This window comes from Streptomyces rishiriensis (assembly GCF_003112535.1).
Classification (GTDB): Bacteria; Actinomycetota; Actinomycetes; order Streptomycetales; family Streptomycetaceae; genus Streptomyces; species Streptomyces rishiriensis.
In genome coordinates this window covers 24,244-45,085 of record NZ_BEWA01000002.1, presented here as the reverse complement: position 1 = coordinate 45,085, position 20,842 = coordinate 24,244, and the positions used below count along the sequence as shown (strand labels likewise).

The 20,842-nt window shown below is 72.9% G+C and carries 16 protein-coding genes; 10 read left to right on the top strand and 6 right to left on the bottom strand.

Going from position 1 to position 20,842, the window contains the following annotated elements; translation table 11 throughout:
• Window positions 1-55 precede the first annotated feature (55 nt).
• From Sri02f_RS01910 to Sri02f_RS01900, 3 genes are all read right to left on the bottom strand, one after another.
• A complete protein-coding gene (locus Sri02f_RS01910; protein ID WP_108999301.1) occupies window positions 56-679 on the bottom strand; it encodes a class F sortase in 624 nt (207 codons plus the stop codon).
• Between the two features lie 287 nt (window positions 680-966).
• On the bottom strand, window positions 967-1,521 hold the full coding sequence (locus Sri02f_RS01905) for a hypothetical protein (RefSeq protein WP_108999772.1): 555 nt from the start codon (window positions 1,519-1,521) through the stop codon (window positions 967-969).
• A gap of 344 nt (window positions 1,522-1,865) precedes the next feature.
• Complete coding sequence (locus Sri02f_RS01900; protein ID WP_108999300.1) at window positions 1,866-2,318, bottom strand: gamma-glutamylcyclotransferase family protein; 453 nt, start codon at window positions 2,316-2,318, stop codon at window positions 1,866-1,868.
• A 167-nt stretch (window positions 2,319-2,485) separates the two neighbouring features.
• Here Sri02f_RS01900 and Sri02f_RS01895 point away from each other — a divergent pair, with 167 nt between their 5' ends.
• Window positions 2,486-4,132 carry a M4 family metallopeptidase gene (locus tag Sri02f_RS01895; protein WP_108999299.1) on the top strand — a complete coding sequence of 549 codons (1,647 nt, stop codon included), beginning with the start codon at window positions 2,486-2,488 and terminating at the stop codon, window positions 4,130-4,132.
• Between the two features lie 200 nt (window positions 4,133-4,332).
• Window positions 4,333-5,037, top strand: coding sequence for a DUF6215 domain-containing protein (locus tag Sri02f_RS01890; protein ID WP_167467467.1), 705 nt, complete (start codon window positions 4,333-4,335; stop codon window positions 5,035-5,037).
• A 135-nt stretch (window positions 5,038-5,172) separates the two neighbouring features.
• Here Sri02f_RS01890 and Sri02f_RS01885 read toward each other — a convergent pair whose 3' ends face one another.
• Window positions 5,173-6,696, bottom strand: coding sequence for an MFS transporter (locus tag Sri02f_RS01885; RefSeq protein ID WP_108999771.1), 1,524 nt, complete (start codon window positions 6,694-6,696; stop codon window positions 5,173-5,175).
• 149 nt (window positions 6,697-6,845) lie between these two features.
• Between Sri02f_RS01885 and Sri02f_RS01880 the strand changes: the two genes are divergently transcribed.
• On the top strand, window positions 6,846-7,619 hold the full coding sequence (locus Sri02f_RS01880) for a TetR/AcrR family transcriptional regulator (protein ID WP_108999297.1): 774 nt from the start codon (window positions 6,846-6,848) through the stop codon (window positions 7,617-7,619).
• Between the two features lie 27 nt (window positions 7,620-7,646).
• Here the strand turns inward: Sri02f_RS01880 and Sri02f_RS01875 are convergent, their stop codons facing one another.
• Window positions 7,647-9,725: a molybdopterin oxidoreductase family protein gene (locus tag Sri02f_RS01875; RefSeq protein ID WP_108999296.1), complete on the bottom strand. Its 2,079-nt coding sequence runs from the start codon at window positions 9,723-9,725 to the stop codon at window positions 7,647-7,649.
• A gap of 363 nt (window positions 9,726-10,088) precedes the next feature.
• Here Sri02f_RS01875 and Sri02f_RS01870 point away from each other — a divergent pair, with 363 nt between their 5' ends.
• The 3 genes from Sri02f_RS01870 to Sri02f_RS01860 all read left to right on the top strand — a co-directional run bounded on the left by Sri02f_RS01870 (window position 10,089) and on the right by Sri02f_RS01860 (window position 13,875).
• On the top strand, window positions 10,089-11,765 hold the full coding sequence (locus Sri02f_RS01870; RefSeq protein WP_108999295.1) for an AMP-binding protein: 1,677 nt from the start codon (window positions 10,089-10,091) through the stop codon (window positions 11,763-11,765).
• Complete coding sequence (locus Sri02f_RS01865) at window positions 11,762-13,009, top strand: FNR domain-containing protein (protein WP_108999294.1); 1,248 nt, start codon at window positions 11,762-11,764, stop codon at window positions 13,007-13,009. Before Sri02f_RS01870 ends, Sri02f_RS01865 begins: the two co-directional genes overlap by 4 nt.
• Before the next feature lie 98 nt (window positions 13,010-13,107).
• The gene (locus tag Sri02f_RS01860) at window positions 13,108-13,875 is read left to right on the top strand and encodes an enoyl-CoA hydratase-related protein (protein WP_108999770.1); all 768 of its coding nucleotides are present in this window, start codon (window positions 13,108-13,110) and stop codon (window positions 13,873-13,875) included.
• Between the two features lie 144 nt (window positions 13,876-14,019).
• Here Sri02f_RS01860 and Sri02f_RS01855 read toward each other — a convergent pair whose 3' ends face one another.
• Window positions 14,020-14,697 carry a SanA/YdcF family protein gene (locus Sri02f_RS01855; protein ID WP_108999293.1) on the bottom strand — a complete coding sequence of 226 codons (678 nt, stop codon included), beginning with the start codon at window positions 14,695-14,697 and terminating at the stop codon, window positions 14,020-14,022.
• 286 nt (window positions 14,698-14,983) lie between these two features.
• Between Sri02f_RS01855 and Sri02f_RS01850 the strand changes: the two genes are divergently transcribed.
• The 4 genes from Sri02f_RS01850 to dnaG all read left to right on the top strand — a co-directional run bounded on the left by Sri02f_RS01850 (window position 14,984) and on the right by dnaG (window position 20,827).
• A complete protein-coding gene (locus tag Sri02f_RS01850) occupies window positions 14,984-15,763 on the top strand; it encodes a sirohydrochlorin chelatase (RefSeq protein WP_108999292.1) in 780 nt (259 codons plus the stop codon).
• A gap of 133 nt (window positions 15,764-15,896) precedes the next feature.
• Entirely contained in the window at window positions 15,897-17,156 is a 1,260-nt protein-coding gene (locus Sri02f_RS01845) for a deoxyguanosinetriphosphate triphosphohydrolase (protein ID WP_108999291.1), read from the top strand.
• A 275-nt stretch (window positions 17,157-17,431) separates the two neighbouring features.
• Entirely contained in the window at window positions 17,432-18,697 is a 1,266-nt protein-coding gene (locus Sri02f_RS01840) for an NAD(P)/FAD-dependent oxidoreductase (RefSeq protein ID WP_108999290.1), read from the top strand.
• A gap of 231 nt (window positions 18,698-18,928) precedes the next feature.
• A complete protein-coding gene (dnaG, locus tag Sri02f_RS01835; RefSeq protein WP_108999289.1) occupies window positions 18,929-20,827 on the top strand; it encodes a DNA primase in 1,899 nt (632 codons plus the stop codon).
• Window positions 20,828-20,842: the final 15 nt, after the last annotated feature.

Below are 20,842 nucleotides of genomic sequence, written 5' to 3'. Positions count from 1 at the left end.
CGGCCTCGGCCTCTGCGTCGGCTTCGGCTTCGGCTTCCGCGACGGGGCGGAGGCCTCAGCGGCTGCCGGTGAGATGGGCGAACACGACCACGTTCCCCTGGTAACCGGTCGACTTCGAATAGCCTCCGCCGCAGGTGATCACCCGCAACTCGGGCCGGTCCGCCGCCCCGTACACCTTCGCGTCGGGGAAGTCGCGGTCTCGGTAGACCTCGACGGCGTCCACGGTGAACACGGCGACACGCCCGTCACGCCGGTCCACCTCGACGGCGCTGCCCTTGCGCAGGGCACCCAGATCGTAGAAGACGGCGGGGCCGTCGGCGTTGTCCACATGGCCGGCGACGATCGCGGTGCCCGTCTCGCCGGGGGTGGTGCCGGCCTCGTACCAGCCGGCGAGGTTCTTCTTCTCGGCGGGCGGGACGGCGAGGCTGCCGGAGGCGGTGAGGGCGAGGCCCGTCAGGGGGGCGTCCACGTGGATCGAGGGGATGCGGACGCGGTCGGGCGCGGAGGGCGGCAGCGCCGGCGCGGACCGGCCGGGTCGCTGCGGACCGTCGGAGCGGGCCTGGGCCGCGGACGGCTGCGGCGGGGCGTGCGTCTCGGCGCCGCTGTGCAGCAGCCACGCGCCGCAGCACAGGGAGGCCGCGGTGACGGCCGCTATGGCGGCGTTGCCGACCCTGCGCATGCCGTTCCCCCCTCTCCGTCGCTCCGACGCTCCGTGGCCGAGTGGATCTGTGCTGAGTGGACCTGTGCTGAGTGGACCTGTGCTGAGTGGACCTGTGCCGAGTGGACCTGTGCCGAGTGGACCTGTGCCGAGTGGATCTCTGCTGCGTCGACGTCTGCTGCGTCGGTCTGTGATGAGTCGGTCTGTGAGGAACCGGGGCCCGTGCCCCCCTCCGGGCCGCGAGGGGCGTCGGACCCGGAGGGGGAGGGGACATGCGGTACCGGCTGACGGACGGCGGAGGGTGTCCGTCAGATCCCGTCGCCTCTCGCCCGGCGATGCAGGAGCCAGGTACCGCCCGCGGCGGCGACGGCCAGAGCCGCCACACCGGCCGCGGTCTGAACGGGGTCGGGGCCCAGAGCGCCGCCGACCCCCGTCTTGACACTTCCGCGCGGAGGCACCGGCTGCCGGTCCGAGGCCAGCACGACCACCAGGTCCCCGGTGATCCGCCGACCGTCCCCGGCGCACTCCGCGACGATCTCGTACGTGCCCGGCTGCGCGCTCGGCGGCACCCGGAACTGCCCGACGGCCTCGCCCTCGTGCGTGGTGGGCGCGAGCGTGAAGCGACCCGCGCCCACCGCCCCGGCGTCGCCCGCCGCCGATCCGCCCTCCCCGCACGCCGCCGTGTTCGCCGAGACCTGTCCGCCCGGCACGGCGGTGGCGGGGTACACCTCCAGCTGCCCGCCGGGTGAAGCGGCGCCGACGCCCGCGGCATGGGCGGGCGCGGCGACCCCGGCCGCCGCCGTGACGGCGAGCGCGGCGCCGGTCAGCGCACGGGCGGTACGACGGACGGCGGCGCGGGCGATGCTGCGGACCGGACGACGGACGGCGGCGCGGGCGGTGCTGCGGACCGGACGACGGACGGCGGCGCGGGCGGTGCTGCGGACCGGACGACGGGTGGTACGGCGGGCGGTGTGCCGGGCGGTACGGCGTCGCATCGGTGCTCCTTCGAGCTCTTCGAGAATCCCTGCCCCTCCGAGGTAAGCCGCCGTGCGGCGAGCGCGCTTGCTGATGGTGCGTCAGGACTGGGATGAATGGGTGTCAGATCGTGGACGTCCGGACCTTTCGCGACGCTGTTTCAGCAGGTCACCGGCGTATTGGCGGCCGAGTGCGGAAAAGTCGCCGCGGGGCGTGTGAACGGGTGAGGCGGTCATCGACGGGCCAGCCAGTCCCCGCCCTCGATGAGGTTCCCGCGGGCCCGCAGGCCGGCTGCGACCGCGGGTGCGGCGACGTACACCCAGGCGCGCGCGGCGGCGGATCCGTCCACCCGGACCACCTCGCGCACAACGCGTTCGTAGAGATTGCGCGGGTCGCCCGGGACGTACTCCTCCAGCCGGTCGAGCTCGGCGAGCAGTCGCGCGTACGCCTCCGGACGGGCCGTCACGAGTTCCCCGGCGACGGTCGCGCCCGCCTCGCCCGGCGCCTCGACCGCGTAGGGGTAGCCGGGTCCGTCGTAGAGCAGCGCGCCCGACAGTCGGGCCGGTTCCTCGCGGAGGGTGCGGCCACGCAGGAGGAGGTCGTGGTTGCCCTCGCCGGGGCGGAGCGTGCCGTAGACGAAGAAGGGGAGTTCGGGGGCGATCACGGAAACGATTCTCTCCCTCATCGGCCCCTCACTGGCCCCTCACCGGTCCCCCGCGCATGCGCTATGGACATGACATGTCATGCCCACTTAAATGCCAGGACGACATCAGCGCCACCTCCACAGGCCGCTCACCGGCCACCCCCACACGCGCCCCCCACGGCGCCTTCCCGAGGAGACCGAAGACACTGATGAGTCGGATACGGCAGCACGTCCGAGGTTCCCGTCTCGCCACCGCCGGCATCGCCGCCACCACGGCCACTCTCCTGGCCGCCGTACTCTCCCCGGCCGCCGGCGCGGCCGACAGACCGACCAGGGCGACCGCGCTCGACAACGCGGCGGCGGCCCTCGCCGACCACGCGGCGGCCCTGGGTCTCAGCTCGGTGCAGGGCACGTCCGTGAGCGACGTGGTCGTCGACAAGGACGGCGCCCAGCACGTCCGCTACGACCGCACCTACCGTCAACTCCCCGTCCTGGGCGGAGACTTCGTCGTCCACCTCGGTCGTGACGGCGCATACCGCGGCGCCGACCGGGCGACGCGGGCGGCGATCACGCTGGCGAGCATCACCCCGAAGGTGCCGGCGGCCAAAGCCGCCGACGCCGCGGTCAACGCCCTGCGCGCGGCCCACCTGGGTCAGACGCTGAAGCAGGTGAAGGCCAAGCCGCAGCTCGTCGTCGACGCCCTGCACGGCGCCCCGAAACTGGCCTGGCGTACGAACGTCGTCGGCCTGGACTCGCTGGGCAACCCGGTGGCCCGCGCGGTGCTCACCGACGCCCGCACCGGCGCCCGGATCGACGCCTGGGACACGATCGAGACGGCCACCGGCGACGGCAAGTCCCTGTACGGCGGCACGGTCCCGCTGGAGACGACCCTCTCGGGATCGACGTACCAGCTCAAGGACCCCACGCGCGGCAACACGTACACCGGCGACGCGGCCAACAAGACCGACCTGTGCATCTTCGGCATCTGCATCAGCCGTGCCCCCGCGACCCTCTTCACGGACGCCGACAACCACTGGGGCACCGGAGCCTCCGCGGACCGCTCCACGGCGGCGGTGGACGCCCAGTACGGCACCGACGCGACCTGGGACTACTACAAGAACGTCCACGGCCGCAACGGCATCGGCAACGACGGCAAGGGCTCCTACAACCGCGTCCACTACGGCAACAGCTACAACAACGCCTTCTGGGACGACAGTTGCTTCTGCATGACCTACGGCGACGGCGACGGAACCCAGTTGGGCCCGCTGGTGGCCCTGGACGTGGCGGGCCACGAGATGTCCCACGGTGTGACCTCGAAGACCGCCAAGCTGACCTACTCGGGCGAGTCGGGCGGCCTCAACGAGGCGACGTCCGACATCTTCGGCACGCTGGTCGAGTTCCACGCGGCCAACTCGCAGGACGTCGGTGACTACCTGATCGGCGAGAAGATCGTCCGCTCCGGCTTCGGCAAGGACGCCCTGCGCTACATGGACAAGCCCAGCAGGGACGGCAATTCCGCTGACTACTGGAGCAGTTCGGTCGGCAACCTGGACGTCCACTACTCCTCCGGCGTCGCCAACCACTTCGCCTACCTCCTCGCCGAGGGCAGCGGGGCCAAGACCGTCAACGGCGTCTCCTACAACTCCCCGACGGCCAACGGCTCCACGGTCACCGGCATCGGCCGCGACAAGCTCGGCGCGATCTGGTACCGCGCCCTGACCGTCTACATGACGTCCTCGACCAACTACGCCGGAGCCAGGACCGCCACCCTGAACGCGGCCAAGGACCTCTACGGCGCGGGCAGCACGGAGTACAACACGGTGGCGGCGGCCTGGAGCGCGGTCAACGTGAACTGAGTGCACCGAGTCCTTCCCGGACGCCGGAGCGGCCCGCCTCACGGACAGGGCGGGCCGCTCTCGCTCCCCCTCAGGGGCCCGGCGGGAATTCCCGCTTCCCCGCGGCCGGGTCACCCGTTACGCTCCCTCCGCGCGCATCCGGCGCGATCAGGGGGCCTCGCGGTGCCGGGAGCACCGGGGCGATGGGGACAGTGGGGGACATGAGCGAAGAAGTTGCCGCGCCCGAAAAGGGTCCGAACCCGTGGGCTCAGGCGATAGCGGCTCTGGTGGTGGTCGGCGCGCTGGGAGGCGCGCTGTTCGTGTTCCAGAAGAACGACGCCAAGGCCGCCGACAAGCCGGCGGCCTGTTCCCCCGACGACGCGGACCAGAAGGCCGCGGCGGCCGCGAAGGCGGCGCACCGCATCTCCGGGACGCAGCTGTGCACGGCGCTGAACCGGGCGGACCTGCCGACGCTCCTCGGCACGCCGCGCGAGCGCGCGCTGACCGCCTACGGCAGTGACAGCTCGATCGGCACGGACGGCGGCAAGGACATCCCCACACCCGGGGCGACCGTCCGACTGGACACCTACACCGTGCAGTTGTCACGGTCCTACGACCACACCCCGATCGCCGGGATGGCCGACCTGCTGACCGAAGCGCAGGCCCAGACGGTCGCGGGCCACCCCGCGGTGCTCTACTCGACCCAGACGATCGCCTTCCGCTTCGACCTCGGCGGCGGCAAGTCGGAGACCGCTCCCGGCGGCATCGCCCGGGCCCTGATCGTCGCCCCGGACGCCAAGGACCGCGGCGGCTCGTACGAACTGACCGTCTGGCGCCAGGACCGTATGCGACCGGACGACACGGCACTGCTGCGCATCGCCCAGCTGGTCCTGCCCACGGTCCCGGGCTGGACGACGGCCGCGTGACGGCCGCCGACTGACGGCCGCCGACTGACGGCCGCCGGGTGGCGGCCGCCGGACGGTGAACGCCGAAGGCCGGCACCCTCGTGAGGGTGCCGGCCTTCAATCGTGGGACGGGACAGGGTCGGTCGGGCGACCAGCTCAGGCGACCAGCTCCTGCTCTTCCTCCTGCTCCTCCGGCTTCGTCCGGGCGTCCGGGGCGGGGTGCTTCGGCTTGGCGTCGCGCATCACCAGCGTCGCCAGGACCGCCGCCGCCAGGACGCCGATCGCGCTCACCGTGAAGGTCGTCGTCATCGAGTCGGTGAAGGCCTGCCGGGCGGCCCGGACCAGGCCCGCGTCCCGGCCGCCCACCGCCAGCGCCCCGCCGATCGACCGACGGGCCGCCTCGGGGGCGTCGGCCGGCATCCCGGCGGCGAAACCGCTGGTCAGCAGGGAGCCGAGGATCGCGATGCCGAGGGCGGCGCCGGCCTGCTGAATGGTGTCGTTGAGGGCCGAGCCGACGCCGGCCTTGTCCTCGGGGATGGTGCTCATCAGCGCGCCGACGGCGGCCGGCATGGCCAGGCCCGCGCCGAGGCCGAGCAGTCCGAGGGCGATCGCCGGGACGGTGAAGCCCGAGTCGGCGTCGACCGTCGTCAGCAGGGCGAAGGCGGCGGCCATCACGAGCATGCCCGCCAGGATCACGAACCGATCGCCGATCCTCGCGGCCAGTTTCATGCCCGCGCCGTTGCCGATCAGCGCGGCCACGGCGAACGGCAGGAAGGCGAGGCCCGCCTTGACGGGGGAGTAGCCGAGGACGAACTGCAGGTACTGGGTGAGGACCAGCAGCAGCCCGCCGTTGCCGATCTGGACCAGGGCCAGCGAGAGCGAACCGCCGCTGAAGTTGCGGTGCTTGAACAGGACCAGCGGGACCATCGGCGAGGCGGTGACGTTCTCCCAGGCCACGAAGCCCGCCAGGCCGACGACGGCGGTCAGCAGGGTCACGGTGGAGCGGCCGCCCAGCGCGCCGTGCTGCGGGAGCTCGATGATCCACCAGACGAGGGCGGTCATGCCGATCGCGGACAGCACCGCGCCCAGCGGGTCGGGCTTCTGCCACGGCGCCCTGGACTCCGGCATCAGGATCACGGCGGCGACCATCGCCAGAAGGACGACCGGGACGTTGACGAAGAAGACGGAGTGCCAGGAGAAGTGGTCGATCAGCACGCCGCCCAGGACCGGGCTGCCGACCAGGCCCAGCATCGACACCGAGCCCCAGATCGCCGTCGCCCTGCCGCGTTCCTCCTCGTCGAAGACGGTGATGAGGATCGAGAGGGTGGACGGCATGATCAGCGCCCCGCCGACGCCCATCGCGGTGCGCATGGCGATCACCTCGGCGGGATCGGAGCACATCGTCGCGCCCAGTGAGGCCGCGCCGAAGACGGCCAGGCCCAGGAGCATCACCTTCCGGCGGCCGAAGCGGTCGCCGAGGCTTCCGGAGGTCAGCAGCAGGCCGGCGAAGACCAGGATGTAGGAGTCGAGGATCCACTGGGTGTCCTGGGCGTCGGACGATCGACAGCATGGCGCTGACCGTGGCGGTGCCCTCGATGACCGATGACCTCGGCGCAGCACCAGCGTGCTCAGGCACAGCACGACGAGGATCCACCAGCGGCGTGGATTACGGGTTTCCATGACGTCCTGCCCCTTCGTGGCGCGCACACCGTTCCTTCGTTGCGCACACTGTTCCGGCTGATGCGTACGGTGTTCCGTCCGCTGCGCACACTGTACGCAAAGCGGAACGGTGTGCGCAAGGAGCGAGCTCTGTACGCTGGGAGCGCACGATGTACGCCGACAGGCCGCCGATCCCAGGGAGTGCCACCGTGACCGCCAGGACGAAGAACGCCGACCCCGTACCGTCCGTCTGGGCCAGGCAGCGCCGTGAGCCGGACCAGCCCGCGCTCAGCCGGGACGCGATCGTGCGCGAGGCGGTCGCGATGCTGGACGCGGACGGCATCGAGGCCCTGAGCATGCGCAAGCTGGGCGCCCGGCTGAACGCGGGCGCGACCTCCCTCTACCGGCACGTCGCCACCAAGGACGAGCTGATGGAGCTGGCCGTGGACGAGGTCGCCGCGGAGATCCGGGTGCCGGAAGCGGGCGCCCCCGACTGGCGGGCCGCCGTCACCGAGGCCGCCGCCGCCTTCCGCGCCACGGGCCTGCGTCACCCCTGGCTGTCCTCGGTCCTGGGCCAGGCCGGCCTCGCCTACCTGGGGCCCAACCTCATGTCCTTCTCGGAGAGCCTGGCCGCGCTGTTCACGGCCGCCGGCTTCCCGGAGCCGAGCCGCGCCATCGACACCGTCCTGTCCTACGTCATCGGCATGAGCACCACCGAGGCCGCCTGGCTCACCACGGTCGCGCGATCGGGCGAGAGCGAGGCCGACTTCATCGCCCGCCTCATGCCGGCCGCCCAGCGGGCCGCAGCCGGACACGAGCATCTCTCCGGCGGCTACGCGGACACGGCCGCGGCGGCCGCCGACCCCGCGGCCCTGCGCGACGAGAAGTTCCACTACGGCCTGCAGGTCGTCCTGGACGGCCTGTCCCTGCGCCTGCCCGCTTAGGGCCTTCGTTCCGGCGTTCCCGCCCGCCTACTCGGCGCGTTCCACGCGTACCGCGCAGGACTTGAATTCCGGCATGCGGGAGGTGGGGTCCAGGGCCGGGTTGGTCAGGGTGTTGGCGCGGCCCTCGCCCGGCCAGTGGAACGGCATGAAGACGGTGTCCGGGCGGATGCCGGTGGTGATCCTGGCCGGGGCGACGGCGCGTCCGCGCCGGGACACGACCGCCATCCGGTCGCCCTCGACGGCCCCGAGCCGCGCGGCCAGCCGGGGATGCAGCTCCACGAAGGGGCCGGGAGCGGCGGCGTTCAGCTCCGCCACGCGCCGGGTCTGCGCGCCGGACTGGTACTGCGCGACGACCCGCCCGGTGGTGAGCAGCACGGGGTAGTCGTCGTCCGGCTCCTCGGCGTTCGGGCGGTGCGACACCGGCACGAAGCGGGCCCGGCCGTCCGGTGTGGCGAACCGGTCGAGGAAGAGCCGGGGCGTGCCGGGCGCGGGTCCGTCGTCCTGTGCCGGGCAGGGCCAGAACACCCCGTTCTCCTCGGCGAGCCTGCGGTAGGTGATCCCGGAGTAGTCCGCGACGCCGCCCGCGCTGGCCCGCCGCAGTTCCTCGAAGGCCTCCTCGGGCTCGACCGGGAAGCCCTTCTCGACGCCCAGCCGGGCCGCCAGCTCGTGCAGCACCTCCAGGTCGCTGCGCACGCCGTCCGGGGCGGTGATCGCCTGCCGGCGCAGCAGGACCCTGCCCTCCAGGCTGGTGGTCGTCCCCGTCTCCTCCGCCCACTGGGTGACCGGCAGGACGACGTCCGCGAGGGCCGCCGTCTCCGACAGCACGACATCGCAGACGGCGAGGAAGTCGAGGGATCCGATGCGCTTCTCGATGTGCGCGGCGTTCGGCGCCGACACCACCGGGTTCGACCCCATGAGCAGCAGCGCGCGGATGTCCGTGCCCAGCGCGTCCAGCAGCTCGTAGGCGCTGCGTCCGGGGCCGGGCAGGGAGTCCGGGTCCACGCCCCACACCTCGGCCACGTGCGCCCGCGCCGCCGGGTCGTCCAGCTTGCGGTAGCCGGGGAGCTGGTCGGCCTTCTGGCCGTGTTCGCGTCCGCCCTGTCCGTTGCCCTGGCCGGTCAGACAGCCGTAGCCGCTGAGCGGCCGCCCCGCCCGGCCCGTCGCCAGGCACAGGTTGATCCACGCGCCGACCGTGTCGGTCCCCTTGGACTGCTGCTCGGGCCCGCGCGCGGTGAGCACCATCGCGGCCTCGGGCTCGCAGAACAGCCTTACGGTCTCCCGCAGTTGCGGAACGGACACCCCCGTGATCCGTTCCACGTACTCCGGCCAGTGGGCCATGGCGGCCGCCCGGGCCTCCTCCCAGCCGACGGTGCGCTCGCGCACGTACTCCTCGTCGACCCGCCCCTCGGCCACGATCAGGTGCAGCAGGCCGAGCGCCAGCGCGAGATCCGTGCCGGGCCGGGGCGCGAGGTGCAGGTCGGCCTGTTCGGCGGTCTTCGTGCGGCGCGGGTCGATCACGATCAACGTGCCGCCGTTGTCCCGCAGTTCGCTGAAGAACCGCAGCGAGGGCGGCATGGTCTCGGCGAGGTTGGAACCGACGAGGATCACGCACCCGGTCCGCGGGACGTCCTCCAGCGGGAAGGGCAGCCCCCGGTCGAGCCCGAACGCCCTGACGCCGGCGGCCGCGGCGGACGACATGCAGAAGCGGCCGTTGTAGTCGATCTGCGAGGTGCCGAGCACGACCCGCGCGAACTTGCCGAGCGTGTACGCCTTCTCGTTGGTCAGTCCGCCCCCGCCGAACACGCCCAGCGCGTCGGCCCCGTGCCGGTCCCGTACCCGGCCCAGCTCCCCGGCGATCCGGTCCAGAGCCTCTTCCCAGGTGGCCGGGACGAGCGAGCCCCCGGAGCGCACCAGGGGCGAGGTCAGCCGCACGGTGGAGGAGAGCACCGCCGGCGCCGTGCGGCCCTTCCCGCACAGCGCGCCCCGGTTCACCGGGAAGTCGGGGCGCTCGACCACCTCGACGCCACCCGTGGGCAGGGGCGACAGGGCCATCCCGCACTGCAGGGCGCAGTACGGGCAGTGGGTGGGCGTCGAGGCGGTCTGCATGCGATGCAGCGTGCTTCGGCCGTGTTACGCGCCGTGCGGTCTCCTGTTACGGCGGTGTGGTGGTGCCCTCCCCGCCGGTCCCCGGCCCGCGTGAGGAGCGCCGCGACGGACGCACAGCACCCCACGGGAGTCGTCGTGGACCGTGCGGAAGTTGCCGCTGCGGCGGACGACGCCACACGTGACTCATTCCCTGTCGGTAGTTGGCCGGTCACACCTGGTTGAAAGATGAAGGGACGGCAGTACAGTCGACGCTCATCCCTTTCGCACGGCATCGCACGACCCCGCACGGCGTTCGAAATCCCGGGCATGCCGCCGCCCCGGCCATGTCACCGACACTCGAAGCAGCCTGGAGGTCTCTCCCTCATGCCTCTGCGCCACCTCACCCCCCGCGACCGGCGTCTCTTCCGGCAGTACGGCCACGGCCCGGCCGTCCCCGTCCCGGATCCGCTGATCCATCACGCCGTCGAACGCAACGCGCTCGCCTTCCCGCACGCCATCGCCGTGGAACACGAGGGCGCGACCCTCACCTACGCGCAGCTGAACGGTCGCGCCGACGCCCTCGCCGCCCGGCTGGCCCGCGAGGGCGTCCGCCCCGGCGACCACGTCGGTCTCTTCGTCCGCCGCTCGACGGCGATGGTGGTGGGCCTGCTCGCCGTCCTGAAGGCGGGCGCGGCCTACGTCCCCCAGGACATCGGCATCACCCCCCGCGGCCAGCTCGACCACGTGGTCCGCACCGCCGCCACCGCCGTCGTCCTCACCCGGCGCGAGCACACGTCGAAGATCCCGCCCGGCCCACGCGCGATCGTCCTCGACGACCCCTGCGACCCCCGCGACGGCTCCGACGGCTCCGACGGCTTCTTCGGCGACCCCCTCGGCGGCTCCTTCGGCACCCTTCCCGGCACTCCTCTCGGCGCTCCCCTCCGCGCCCCTCTCGGCGGCTCCGTCGGAGGCTTCGGCGGCGACTCCCTCGCGCGGGCTGCCGGGCCGACCCCGGCGGTCCCCCGCCACGTCACCCCCGACGACGGCTGCTATGTCCTGTTCACCTCGGGCACCACCGGCCGCCCCAACGGCGTGAAGGTCACCCACCGCAACGTCGCCAACCTCCTCCTGACCGCTCCCGGCGACCTCGGCATCCGCCCCGGCGACCGGGTGGCCCAACTCCTCAACATCGCCTTCGACATGGCGGCCTGGGAGATCCTGGGCTGCCTCGCGCACGGCGCCACCCTGGTCGTCCGGGGCAGCGACCTCGCCGCGGCCGCGCGCACGGCCACCGTGCTGATCGCCACCCCGACCGTCCTGTCCGCCATCGACCCGGCGGCCTGCCCACGGGTGCGCACGGTCGCCGTCGCCGGGGAGCCCTGCCCGCGCCCGCTGGCCGACCGCTGGGCCCGCCGCGCGGACTTCTTCAACTGCTGCGGCCCCACCGAGACGACGATCGTCAACACGATGAGCCGTCACGACCCGGCCGCCCCGCTGCTGACGATCGGCCGCCCCACCCCGAACAACACCGTGTACGTCCTCGACGCCGACCGCCGACCGCTGCCCGCCGGCGAGGTCGGCGAGATGTGGGCGGGGGGCGACTGCGTCTCCGAGGGCTATCTGTGCGACGAGGCGCTGAACGCCGAGCGGTACGTCCTCGATCCCTTCCTCGGCGGCGGCCGCCGGATGTTCCGCACCCGCGACCTCGGCCGCTGGACCGCCGACGGCGAGCTGGAGCATCTCGGCCGCACCGACGACCAGGTCAAGGTGCGCGGCTTCCGGGTCGAGCTGGACTCCGTGTCCTCGGTCCTGGAACGCATCCCGGGCTGCGCCCGTGCGGTGACCCTCCGGCGGGACGCCCGCACGCTGGTCTCCTTCGTCTGTCCGGCGGACGTCGACCCGGCCGCGGCGCGCCGCGCGGTCGCGGAGGCGCTGCCGTACTACTGCGTGCCCGAAGATGTCATGCCCCTGCCATTCCTGCCGGAGACCGACCGCGGCAAGATCGACAAACAGGAGCTGCTGCGACTGGCCCAGGAGCGGCCGGCGGTGGGCGCCAGGTGACGACCTCGCTCAACCGGACCGGGACCGAACTTCCGCCTCCCGTAGGGATGTTGCGCCGCCTGCTCAAACACCCCCGGCTGATGCACCACAACCGGCTCGCGGCCCTGGTCGTCGTCCTCAACCTGGGATACGCGTACGCGGGCCGCCCCCTGACCGACCGGTCCCTGGGCCACGCCGCCCTCGCCGACCTCGCGCTGGCCGTGCTGATCCGCCAGCAGTACGTCATCAACCTCCTCTTCCGGCTGGCGACTTCGGCCCCCACGCACTGGCCGCTGCGGCTGCGCTGGACGCTCGGCAAGGTCTACCACTTCGGCGGACTGCACGTGGGCGGGGCGCTGGCCGGAGCGGCCTGGTTCCTGGCGCTGACCCTGAGGACGACCGACGGGCCCCTGCGGGCCGTGAGCTGGACCCTGACCGCCCTCCTCGCGGTGATCGTCGCAACGGCGCTGCCCCCCTTCCGTGCCCGCCATCACGACGCCTTCGAGAGGATCCACCGCTTCGGCGGCTGGAGCGCCCTCGCCCTCTTCTGGGCGCACACCCTGATGGCGGCTCCGGGCCCCCTGTCCCTGGCGGTCCTCACGCTCGTGACGTTCAGCGTGGCGCTGCCCTGGCTGCGGCTGCGCCGGGTGGACGTCCGCACCGAACGCCCTTCCACGCACGTGGCGTTGGCCCGCTTCGACCACGGAGTGACCCCGTTCGCGGGCTCCTCGACCGCCATCAGCCGCAGCCCGCTCAAGGAGTGGCACTCCTTCGCGAACGTCCCGGCCCCCGGCGAGTCCGGCTTCCGGCTCACGATCTCCCGGGCGGGCGACTGGACCGGCTCCTTCATCGACGACCTGCCGTCGAAGGTGTGGACGAAGGGCATCACCACCGCCGGCGTCGCCAACATCGAGATCCTGTTCACGAAGGTGGTGTACGTGGCGACCGGCAGCGGCATCGGCCCCTGCCTGCCCCATCTGCTGGCCGCCGAGGTGCCCTCCCGCCTCGTCTGGGCGACGCGGGATCCCCGCACGACCTACGGCGACGCCCTCGTCGACGAGATCCTCGCCGTCCAGCCGCAGGCCGTCGTCTGGGACACCTCCCGCGACGGCAAGCCCGACATGGTCGCGCTCGCCTACGCCGCGTACCGCGACTTCGGCGCGGAGGCCGTGATCTGCATCTCCAACAAGAAGCTGACCTGGCAGGTGGTCCACGGGCTGGAACGACGCGGCATCCCGGCGTACGGCGCTATCTGGGACTCGTGAGGACGTCGAAGACGGCGACGGAGACGGAGCGCATGACGGAGCCCATGGCGGAGCCCTTGCCGGAGACGGAGACGGAGACGGAGACGGAGACGGAGACGATGGACAACCTGAAGGTGGAACGCGAGGGCGCGGTCGTGACCGTACGCCTGCACCGCCCGCACGTGCTCAACGCGCTGAGCTCGGCGCTGCTCACCGAACTCCTGGCAGCGCTCCGTCCGTTGGACGGGGACTCGACTGTCGGCTGCCTCGTCGTCACCGGGTCGGAGCGGGCCTTCGCCGCCGGGGCCGACATCAGGGAGATGGCGGCGAAGACTGCCGTGGAGATGGCGCAGCAGGACTACTTCGGCGCGTGGGAGGAGTTCGCCGATCTGCGCATCCCGAAGATCGCGGCCGTGAACGGCGTCGCCCTGGGCGGAGGCTGCGAGCTGGCGATGATGTGCGACCTGGTGATCGCGGGGGAGTCGGCGGTGTTCGGTCAGCCGGAGATCGGGCTCGGGGTGATCCCGGGCATCGGCGGTACCCAGCGGCTGACCCGGCTGATCGGCCGGGCCAAGGCGATGGACCTCGTCCTCACCGGCCGCACGATGGACGCACGGGAGGCGGAGGCGTGCGGCCTGGTCTCCCGTGTGGTGCCCGACGAGCGGGTCCTGCCCGAGTCGCTGGCGGCGGCGACGACGATCGCCTCGTACGGCCGCACCGCCGTCCGGGCGGCCCGCGAGTGCGTGGACCGCGCTCTGGAGAGCGGCCTGCGCGACGGCATCCGCTACGAACGCCGCGTGTTCCACGCCCTGTTCGCGACCGACGACCAGAAGGAGGGAATGACCGCGTTCCTGGAGAAACGCCCCCCGGTGTTCCGGGGGCGATGACTGCGGCACGGCGGCAACGTCTGCATGACGGCATGACGGCATGACGGCACGATGGCACGGGCGCACGGCGGCCGGGACGCGGGCCGCGGCCCGACCCGCCGGTCGGCCGGCCCGCTGGGCGGGCCCGCCGGTCGGCAGGCGGGGTCACCCGGCGGAGCCGAGCGCTCGGGCCACGCCTCGTTCCTTCGGTCCCAGGAAGCGGGGGTCCGGCTCGAACATCGCGTCCAGGGCCGCCTTGCCGGCCGCGAAGATCTCCCGCGCGCCCCCGTAGTACCAGGTCACGTCGTGTTTCGCGTCGACCCCGACGCCGTAGGACTCCACCCCCGCCGCCTCGCACAGGGCGACGGCCCGCCGGATGTGGAAGCCCTGGCTGATCAGCACGGCCCTGTCGACGCCGAAGATCTTCTTGGCGCGCACGCACGAGTCCCAGGTGTCGAATCCGGCGAAGTCGCTGACGATCCGCCCGTCGGGCACTCCGTGCCGGATGAGATAGGCGCGCATCGCGTCGGGCTCGTCGTAGTCCTCGCGGCTGTTGTCGCCGGTGACGAGGACGACCTCGATCCGCCCCGCGCGGTACAGCTTCGCCGCCGCGTCCAGCCGGTGCGCGAGATACGGAGACGGCTCGCCGTCCCACAGCCCGGCGCCGAACACCACGGCGACCTCGGTGCGCGGCGCGTCCGCGGTCGTGCCCAGCCGCCCCGCCGTGGACACGTACAGCCAGGTGGCCGGCAGCAGCGCCAGCACGCACCCGGCCATCACGGCCTGCACCCAGCGGCGCCGACCGGCGCGGGTGCGCGGCAACCGCGGCCGACGGATGTTCATACGGTGTCCCCCAGGTTCAAAAGATCGGGCGGCCTGTCCAGGCCCAAGAGGCCCAAGAGGCCCAAGAGGCCCAAGAGCTCCATGAGGCCCAACAGGTCCGGCAGGCCGGGCAGGCCGGGCAGGCCGAAAGGCTCTTCGGCCCGGAAGACGCAGCTCGCGGTGATCCGGTTCGCGCCCGTGCCACGCGCCGCGCCTCACAGCGGCGCAGAGTCCGCCGTGAACGGCCGGAAAACACGCGTGACGGTCAGGCAACGGGGGTGCAACCTCGTGCCGTCAGGATGGACGCATGAGCCAGCCAAGCCTCGTCCAGCTCGACGCCCGCCGGCGCGCCTGCCGGCCCACGCTGGTCGTCGTCGCGCACGGCAGCCGCGACCCGCGTGCGCTGAGCACCGTCCGCGCCCTCCTGGACGACGTCCGCGCCCGCCGCCCCGGCCTGCCGGTGCGCCTCGGCCACATCGAGCTGAACGAGCCGCTGCTGAGGGACACCCTCGCCGAGCTCGACGCCGACGAAACGGCGGACGCCGTCCTGGTCCCCCTGCTCCTGGCCCGCGGCCACCACGTCAAGCGGGACATCCCCGAGACGGCGGCTGCGGCCCGGGTACGCACGCGCGTGGCCGCGCCGCTGGGCCCGCACCCCCTGCTGGCCGACGCTCTCCACGCGCGGCTCGTCGAGGCGGGCTGGCGCACCGGCATGACCCGGGCGGAACGCGCCGCGAGCGCGGTCGTCCTCGCCGCCGCGGGCTCCCGCGACCCGGACTCGGCCGTCGACACCCGCCGCACGGCGCAGCTCCTCGCCGAACGCCTCGGCGTCCCGGTCGTCCCCGCCTACGCGTCGACGGCGGCCCCGACGGTCACGACGGCGCTCCGCGCGCTGGCGGCGAGGGGCCGCGACAGGGTGGCGGTCGCCTCCTGCTTCACCGCTCCCGGCCGCTTCGCGACGGAGTGCGCGCAGGCCGCTCCCTGGATCGCGTCGGCCCCCCTGGGCACCCACCCGGCGATGGCCGAGCTGCTGCTCCACCGCTACGACCAGGCCCTCGCGGCGGGGGCCGAGAGCAGCGCCGCCTGACGGCGAGGGACCGGGCCGGCGTGCGGCTCGGCCACGCGCGCGTGCGGCCGCACGCGACCTGCCGGCCGCCGGAACAGCGCACCCGGCAGCCGGCCGGCGCCCGATTGTCACCGTGGCCGCTTACTGTCGAGACATGCCCTACGACTTGCCGTCAACGGAACGCTGGGCGGCGGAGCCCGACAAACGCCCCGGCCGCACCGCCTTCCAACGCGACCGCGCCCGCATCCTGCACTCCTCGGCGCTCAGAAGGCTCGCCGGCAAGACCCAGGTGGTGACGCCCGGCGCCCGCACGGACGTCTGGGACGCCACCCCCCGCACCCGCCTCACCCACTCCCTGGAGTGCGCCCAGGTCGGGCGGGAACTCGGCGCGGCCCTGGGCTGCGACCCCGACCTGGTCGAGGCGGCCTGTCTCTCCCACGACCTGGGCCACCCCCCGTTCGGCCACAACGGCGAACAGGCGCTCAACGACTTCGCGGAGGACTGCGGCGGCTTCGAGGGCAACGCCCAGTCGCTCAGGCTCCTCACCCGCATCGAGCCCAAGCGCTTCACGCCCGAGGGCTCCGTGGGCCTCAACCTCACCCGGGCCGCCCTCGACGCCGCCGCCAAGTACCCCTGGTCCCGGGGCGCCCACCCCACCGATCCGGCCTCCCCCAAGTTCGGCGTCTACGAGGACGACAGGCCCGTCTTCGACTGGGTCCGCAAGGAGGCCCCCGGCACCCGCACCTGCTTCGAGGCGCAGGTCATGGACTGGGCGGACGACGTGGCGTACTCGGTGCACGACGTGGAGGACGGCCTGCACGCGGGACACATCGACCCCAACTGCCTGCACGCCGAGCCCGAACGCGAAGAGGTCTTCCGGGTGGCCGTCGGCCGTTACGTCCCGGCCGGCACCGATCCGGCCGAACTCGCGGCCGCGCTCGACCGTCTCCAGGACCAGGAATGGTGGCCGCACGGGTACGACGGCACGGCGGTCGCCCAGGCCCGTCTCAAGGACGCCACCAGCCAGCTGATCGGCCGCTTCTGCCAAGCCGCCGAGGCTGCCACCCGCGCGCGGCACGGCACGGGCCCCCTCACCCGCTACGACGCCGAACTCGTCGTCCCGCACGAGACGCGCCTGGAGTGCGCGGTCCTCAAGGCGGTCGCCGACCGGTACGTCATGCAGCGCGCCGAACAGGAACTGCTGCGCGCCGACCAGCGCGTCGTCATCAGCGAGCTCGCCGACGCCCTCACCACGCGCGCCCCCGACGGCCTCGACCCCCAGTTCCGCGCCCTGTTCGACCGGGCGCCCGACGACCGCGCCCGCAAACGCGTCGTCGTGGACCAGATCGCCTCCCTCACCGACGCCTCGGCCCGTTCGCTGCACGCCCGGCTCACGGGACGCCCGAGGCTGTGACCGAGACCGAGACCGAGACCGAGACCGAGACCGAGACCGAGACCGAGACCGAGACCGAGACCGAGACCGAAGGGGAGAGGGGGAGGGAGAGGGAGGAGGGCGAATGAGACCGAGAGCGCGCCCGGTGCGCCCAAACGGGCCCGAACGAGCGCCCGCGCGCCTTGATCGGGCACGTCCCCCTTCCCCCATCACGCTCCGTGCGGGACGCTCGCATGTGGCGGCATGCACAGTGTCATCTGGGGGACACCCCCCAGACCCCGGGTAGGAGGCATCACGTGGTCGACGCGGATCAGACATTCGTCATCGTCGGAGGAGGCCTGGCCGGCGCCAAGGCGGCGGAGACGCTGCGGGCGGAGGGCTTCACCGGCCGCGTGATACTGATCTGCGACGAACGCGACCACCCCTACGAGCGGCCGCCGCTGTCCAAGGGGTACCTGCTCGGCAAGGACACGCGCGAGAGCGTCTTCGTGCACGAGCCCGCCTGGTACGCGCAGAACGACATCGAGCTGCACCTCGGGCAGACCGTCGACGCGATCGACCGCGCCGCGAAGACCGTCCGCTTCGGCGACGACGGCACGCTCGCCCACTACGACAAACTGCTCCTCGCCACCGGCGCCGAACCCCGCCGGCTGGACGTCCCCGGCACCGACCTCGCGGGCGTGCACCATCTGCGCCGGCTCGCGCACGCCGAGCGCCTCAAGGGCGTCCTGACCGCCCTCGGCCGCGACAACGGCCACCTGGTGATCGCCGGCGGCGGCTGGATCGGCCTGGAGGTCGCGGCCGCGGCCCGCGAGTACGGCGCGGAGGTCACCGTCGTCGAACCGGAGCCCACCCCGTTGCACGGCGTGCTCGGCCCGGAGCTCGGCACGCTCTTCGCCGACCTGCACCGCGACCACGGCGTCCGCTTCCACTTCGGCGCCCGGCTCACCGAGATCGTCGGCCAGGACGGCATGGTCCTGGCCGCCCGCACCGACGACGGCGAGGAGCACCCCGCCCACGACGTCCTCGCGGCGATCGGCGCGGCCCCGCGGACCGCGCTCGCGGAGGCGGCGGGTCTGGAGCTGGCCGACCGCGCCCACGGCGGCGGCGTGGCGGTCGACGCGTCGCTGCGCACCTCCGACCCGGACGTCTACGCGGCCGGCGACGTCGCGTCCTTCCCGCACGGCCTCTTCGACACCCGGCTGCGGGTGGAGCACTGGGCCAACGCCCTCAACGGCGGCCCGGCGGCCGCCCGCGCGATGCTCGGCAAGGCCGTCGCGTACGACCGCGTGCCCTACTTCTTCTCCGACCAGTACGACCTGGGCATGGAGTACAGCGGCTGGGCCCCGCCGGGGTCGTACGACCAAGTGGTGATCCGCGGCGACGCGGGAAAGCGGGAGTTCATCGCGTTCTGGGTCAAGGAGGGCCGCGTCCTGGCCGGCATGAACGTGAACGTGTGGGACGTCACAGAGCCGATCCAGAAGCTGATCGCGTCACGGACCGCCGTGGACACCGAGGCCCTGGCCGACCCCCATGTGCCGCTGGAGAGCCTCGGCTCCTAGCGGCTGTCGTTTGGATCACCCCGCAGACGCGGGGGCCGGCGCGCGCACCGGCATCGACAGGCCCCGCCGATGCCCCGCGACCTGATCCGAACGACAGACCCTGGCGTCCACGCCCGCCCGGCGCGGGCCGTGTGCGGCAGGTCGCGTCCGCGCGGCGCGACCGCACCGGTCACGGCCCGCGCCCGCGCACCGCTCGCCGGAGATGTCGGCGCACCCCCGTAGAATCACCACGTGGCAGGACGGATCAACGACGAGGACGTGAAGGCTGTTCGGGACGCGGTCCCGATCGACGCCGTGGTGTCCGAGTACCTCCAGCTGCGCAACGCGGGCGGCGGCAACCTCAAGGGCCTGTGCCCCTTCCACGACGAGAAGTCCCCGTCCTTCCAGGTCAGCCCGAGCAAGGGGCTCTTCCACTGCTTCGGCTGCCAGGAGGGCGGCGACACCATCACGTTCGTGATGAAGGTCGACCACCTCACCTTCTCCGAGTCGGTCGAGCGCCTCGCCGCCCAGGCCGGCATCACCCTGCGCTACGAGGAGGGCGGCTACAACCCCGCCCACCAGCGCGGCGAACGCATCCGCCTGGTCGAGGCCCACAAGGTCGCCGCCGACTGGTACGCCGAACAGCTCGCGGTCAGCCCCGAGGCCGACACCGGCCGGATCTTCCTCGCCGAACGCGGCTTCGACCAGGCCGCCGCCGTCCACTTCGGCGTCGGCTACAGCCCCCAGGGCTGGGACCACCTCACCCGCTTCCTGCGCGGCAAGGGCTTCTCCGACAAGGAGATCCTCCTGTCCGGGCTCGCCCAGGAAGGCCGGCGCGGGCCCATCGACCGCTTCCGGGGCCGTCTGATGTGGCCCATCCGCGACATCGGCGGCGAGGTCGTCGGCTTCGGCGCGCGCAAGCTCTACGAGACCGACAACGGCCCGAAGTACCTCAACACCCCCGACACCGCGATCTACCGGAAGTCCCAGGTCCTCTACGGCATCGACCTCGCGAAGAAGGACATCGCCAAGTCGTCCCGCGCGGTCGTCGTCGAGGGGTACACCGACGTCATGGCCTGCCATCTCGCGGGCGTCACCACCGCCATCGCGACCTGCGGCACGGCCTTCGGCGGCGACCACATCAAGATCCTGCGCCGGCTGCTGATGGACAACGGCAGCGCCCGCGTCATCTTCACCTTCGACGGCGACGCGGCCGGCCAGAAGGCGGCCCTGCGCGCCTTCGAGGACGACCAGAAGTTCGCCGCCGAGACGTACATCGCCATCGCGCCGGACAACATGGACCCCTGCGACCTGCGTCTCGCCAAGGGCGACGAGGCCGTCGCCGATCTCGTCGAGCCCCGCACCCCCCTCTTCGAGTTCGCGCTCCGCCAGATCGTCGTGCGCTACGACCTCGACACCCCGGCGGGCCGGGCCGCCGCCCTCGACGAGGCGGCGCCGATCGTCGCCCGCATCAAGAACAGCGGGGCCCAGCACGAGGTCGCCGTCCAGCTCGCCGGCATGCTCGGCATCCTGGACACCCAGTTCGTCGTCAAGCGCGTCGCCCAGCTGGCCCGTTGGGCCCGCGACCGCGGCGGCAAGGGCCCCGCGCCGGCCGGCCGCGGCCCCCAGCCCTACGACGCCGCCCCACGGTCCGCCGCCGGCGGCCCCGCCCTCAACCTGCGCAACGCCGTCTACGCCACCGAGCGCGAGCTGCTCAAACTCGCCCTGCAGCGCCCCGAACTGGTGTCCCCGGCCTTCGACGCGTACGGCGTCGACGAGTTCACCGCGGCCCCCTACGCCGCCGTACGCCAGGCCATCATGGACGCGGGCGGCGCCGAGTGGGGCGTCAAGGACGGCCCGGAGTACCTCGTACGGGTCCGGGAGGCCGCGCCCGACGACACGGTACGGGCGATGGTGACCGAACTCGCGGTCGAGGCGATCATGCGCCGCACCGTCGACGAGAACTACGCGGGCGAGCAGCTCGTGACCGTCCGCCGCCGGGCCGTCAACCGGCGGCTCACGGAGCTGCAGAGCACGCTGACCCGCCTCGGCCACACGGACCCGGCCCAGTCGGCCGCCGTCCAGAACGAGATGATGATTCTGACCAGGTACGACAGGGCGCTGCAGCACGAAGGCCCCTCCGCGCTCTGAGCGGTCGCTCGCGGC

Bases quoted from the DNA above. Each gene is read 5' to 3' on its own strand.
- Sri02f_RS01875 (WP_108999296.1), bottom strand. From the start codon at position 9,725: ATGCAGACCGCCTCGACGCCCACCCACTGCCCGTACTGCGCCCTGCAG.
- Sri02f_RS01855 (WP_108999293.1), bottom strand. From the start codon at position 14,697: ATGAACATCCGTCGGCCGCGGTTGCCGCGCACCCGCGCCGGTCGGCGC.
- Sri02f_RS01900 (WP_108999300.1), bottom strand. From the start codon at position 2,318: ATGAGGGAGAGAATCGTTTCCGTGATCGCCCCCGAACTCCCCTTCTTC.
- Sri02f_RS01860 (WP_108999770.1), top strand. From the start codon at position 13,108: ATGGACAACCTGAAGGTGGAACGCGAGGGCGCGGTCGTGACCGTACGC.
- Sri02f_RS01870 (WP_108999295.1), top strand. From the start codon at position 10,089: ATGCCTCTGCGCCACCTCACCCCCCGCGACCGGCGTCTCTTCCGGCAG.
- Sri02f_RS01895 (WP_108999299.1), top strand. From the start codon at position 2,486: ATGAGTCGGATACGGCAGCACGTCCGAGGTTCCCGTCTCGCCACCGCC.
- Sri02f_RS01850 (WP_108999292.1), top strand. From the start codon at position 14,984: ATGAGCCAGCCAAGCCTCGTCCAGCTCGACGCCCGCCGGCGCGCCTGC.
- Sri02f_RS01885 (WP_108999771.1), bottom strand. From the start codon at position 6,696: ATGGAAACCCGTAATCCACGCCGCTGGTGGATCCTCGTCGTGCTGTGC.
- Sri02f_RS01880 (WP_108999297.1), top strand. From the start codon at position 6,846: ATGTACGCCGACAGGCCGCCGATCCCAGGGAGTGCCACCGTGACCGCC.
- Sri02f_RS01890 (WP_167467467.1), top strand. From the start codon at position 4,333: ATGAGCGAAGAAGTTGCCGCGCCCGAAAAGGGTCCGAACCCGTGGGCT.
- Sri02f_RS01845 (WP_108999291.1), top strand. From the start codon at position 15,897: ATGCCCTACGACTTGCCGTCAACGGAACGCTGGGCGGCGGAGCCCGAC.
- Sri02f_RS01910 (WP_108999301.1), bottom strand. From the start codon at position 679: ATGCGCAGGGTCGGCAACGCCGCCATAGCGGCCGTCACCGCGGCCTCC.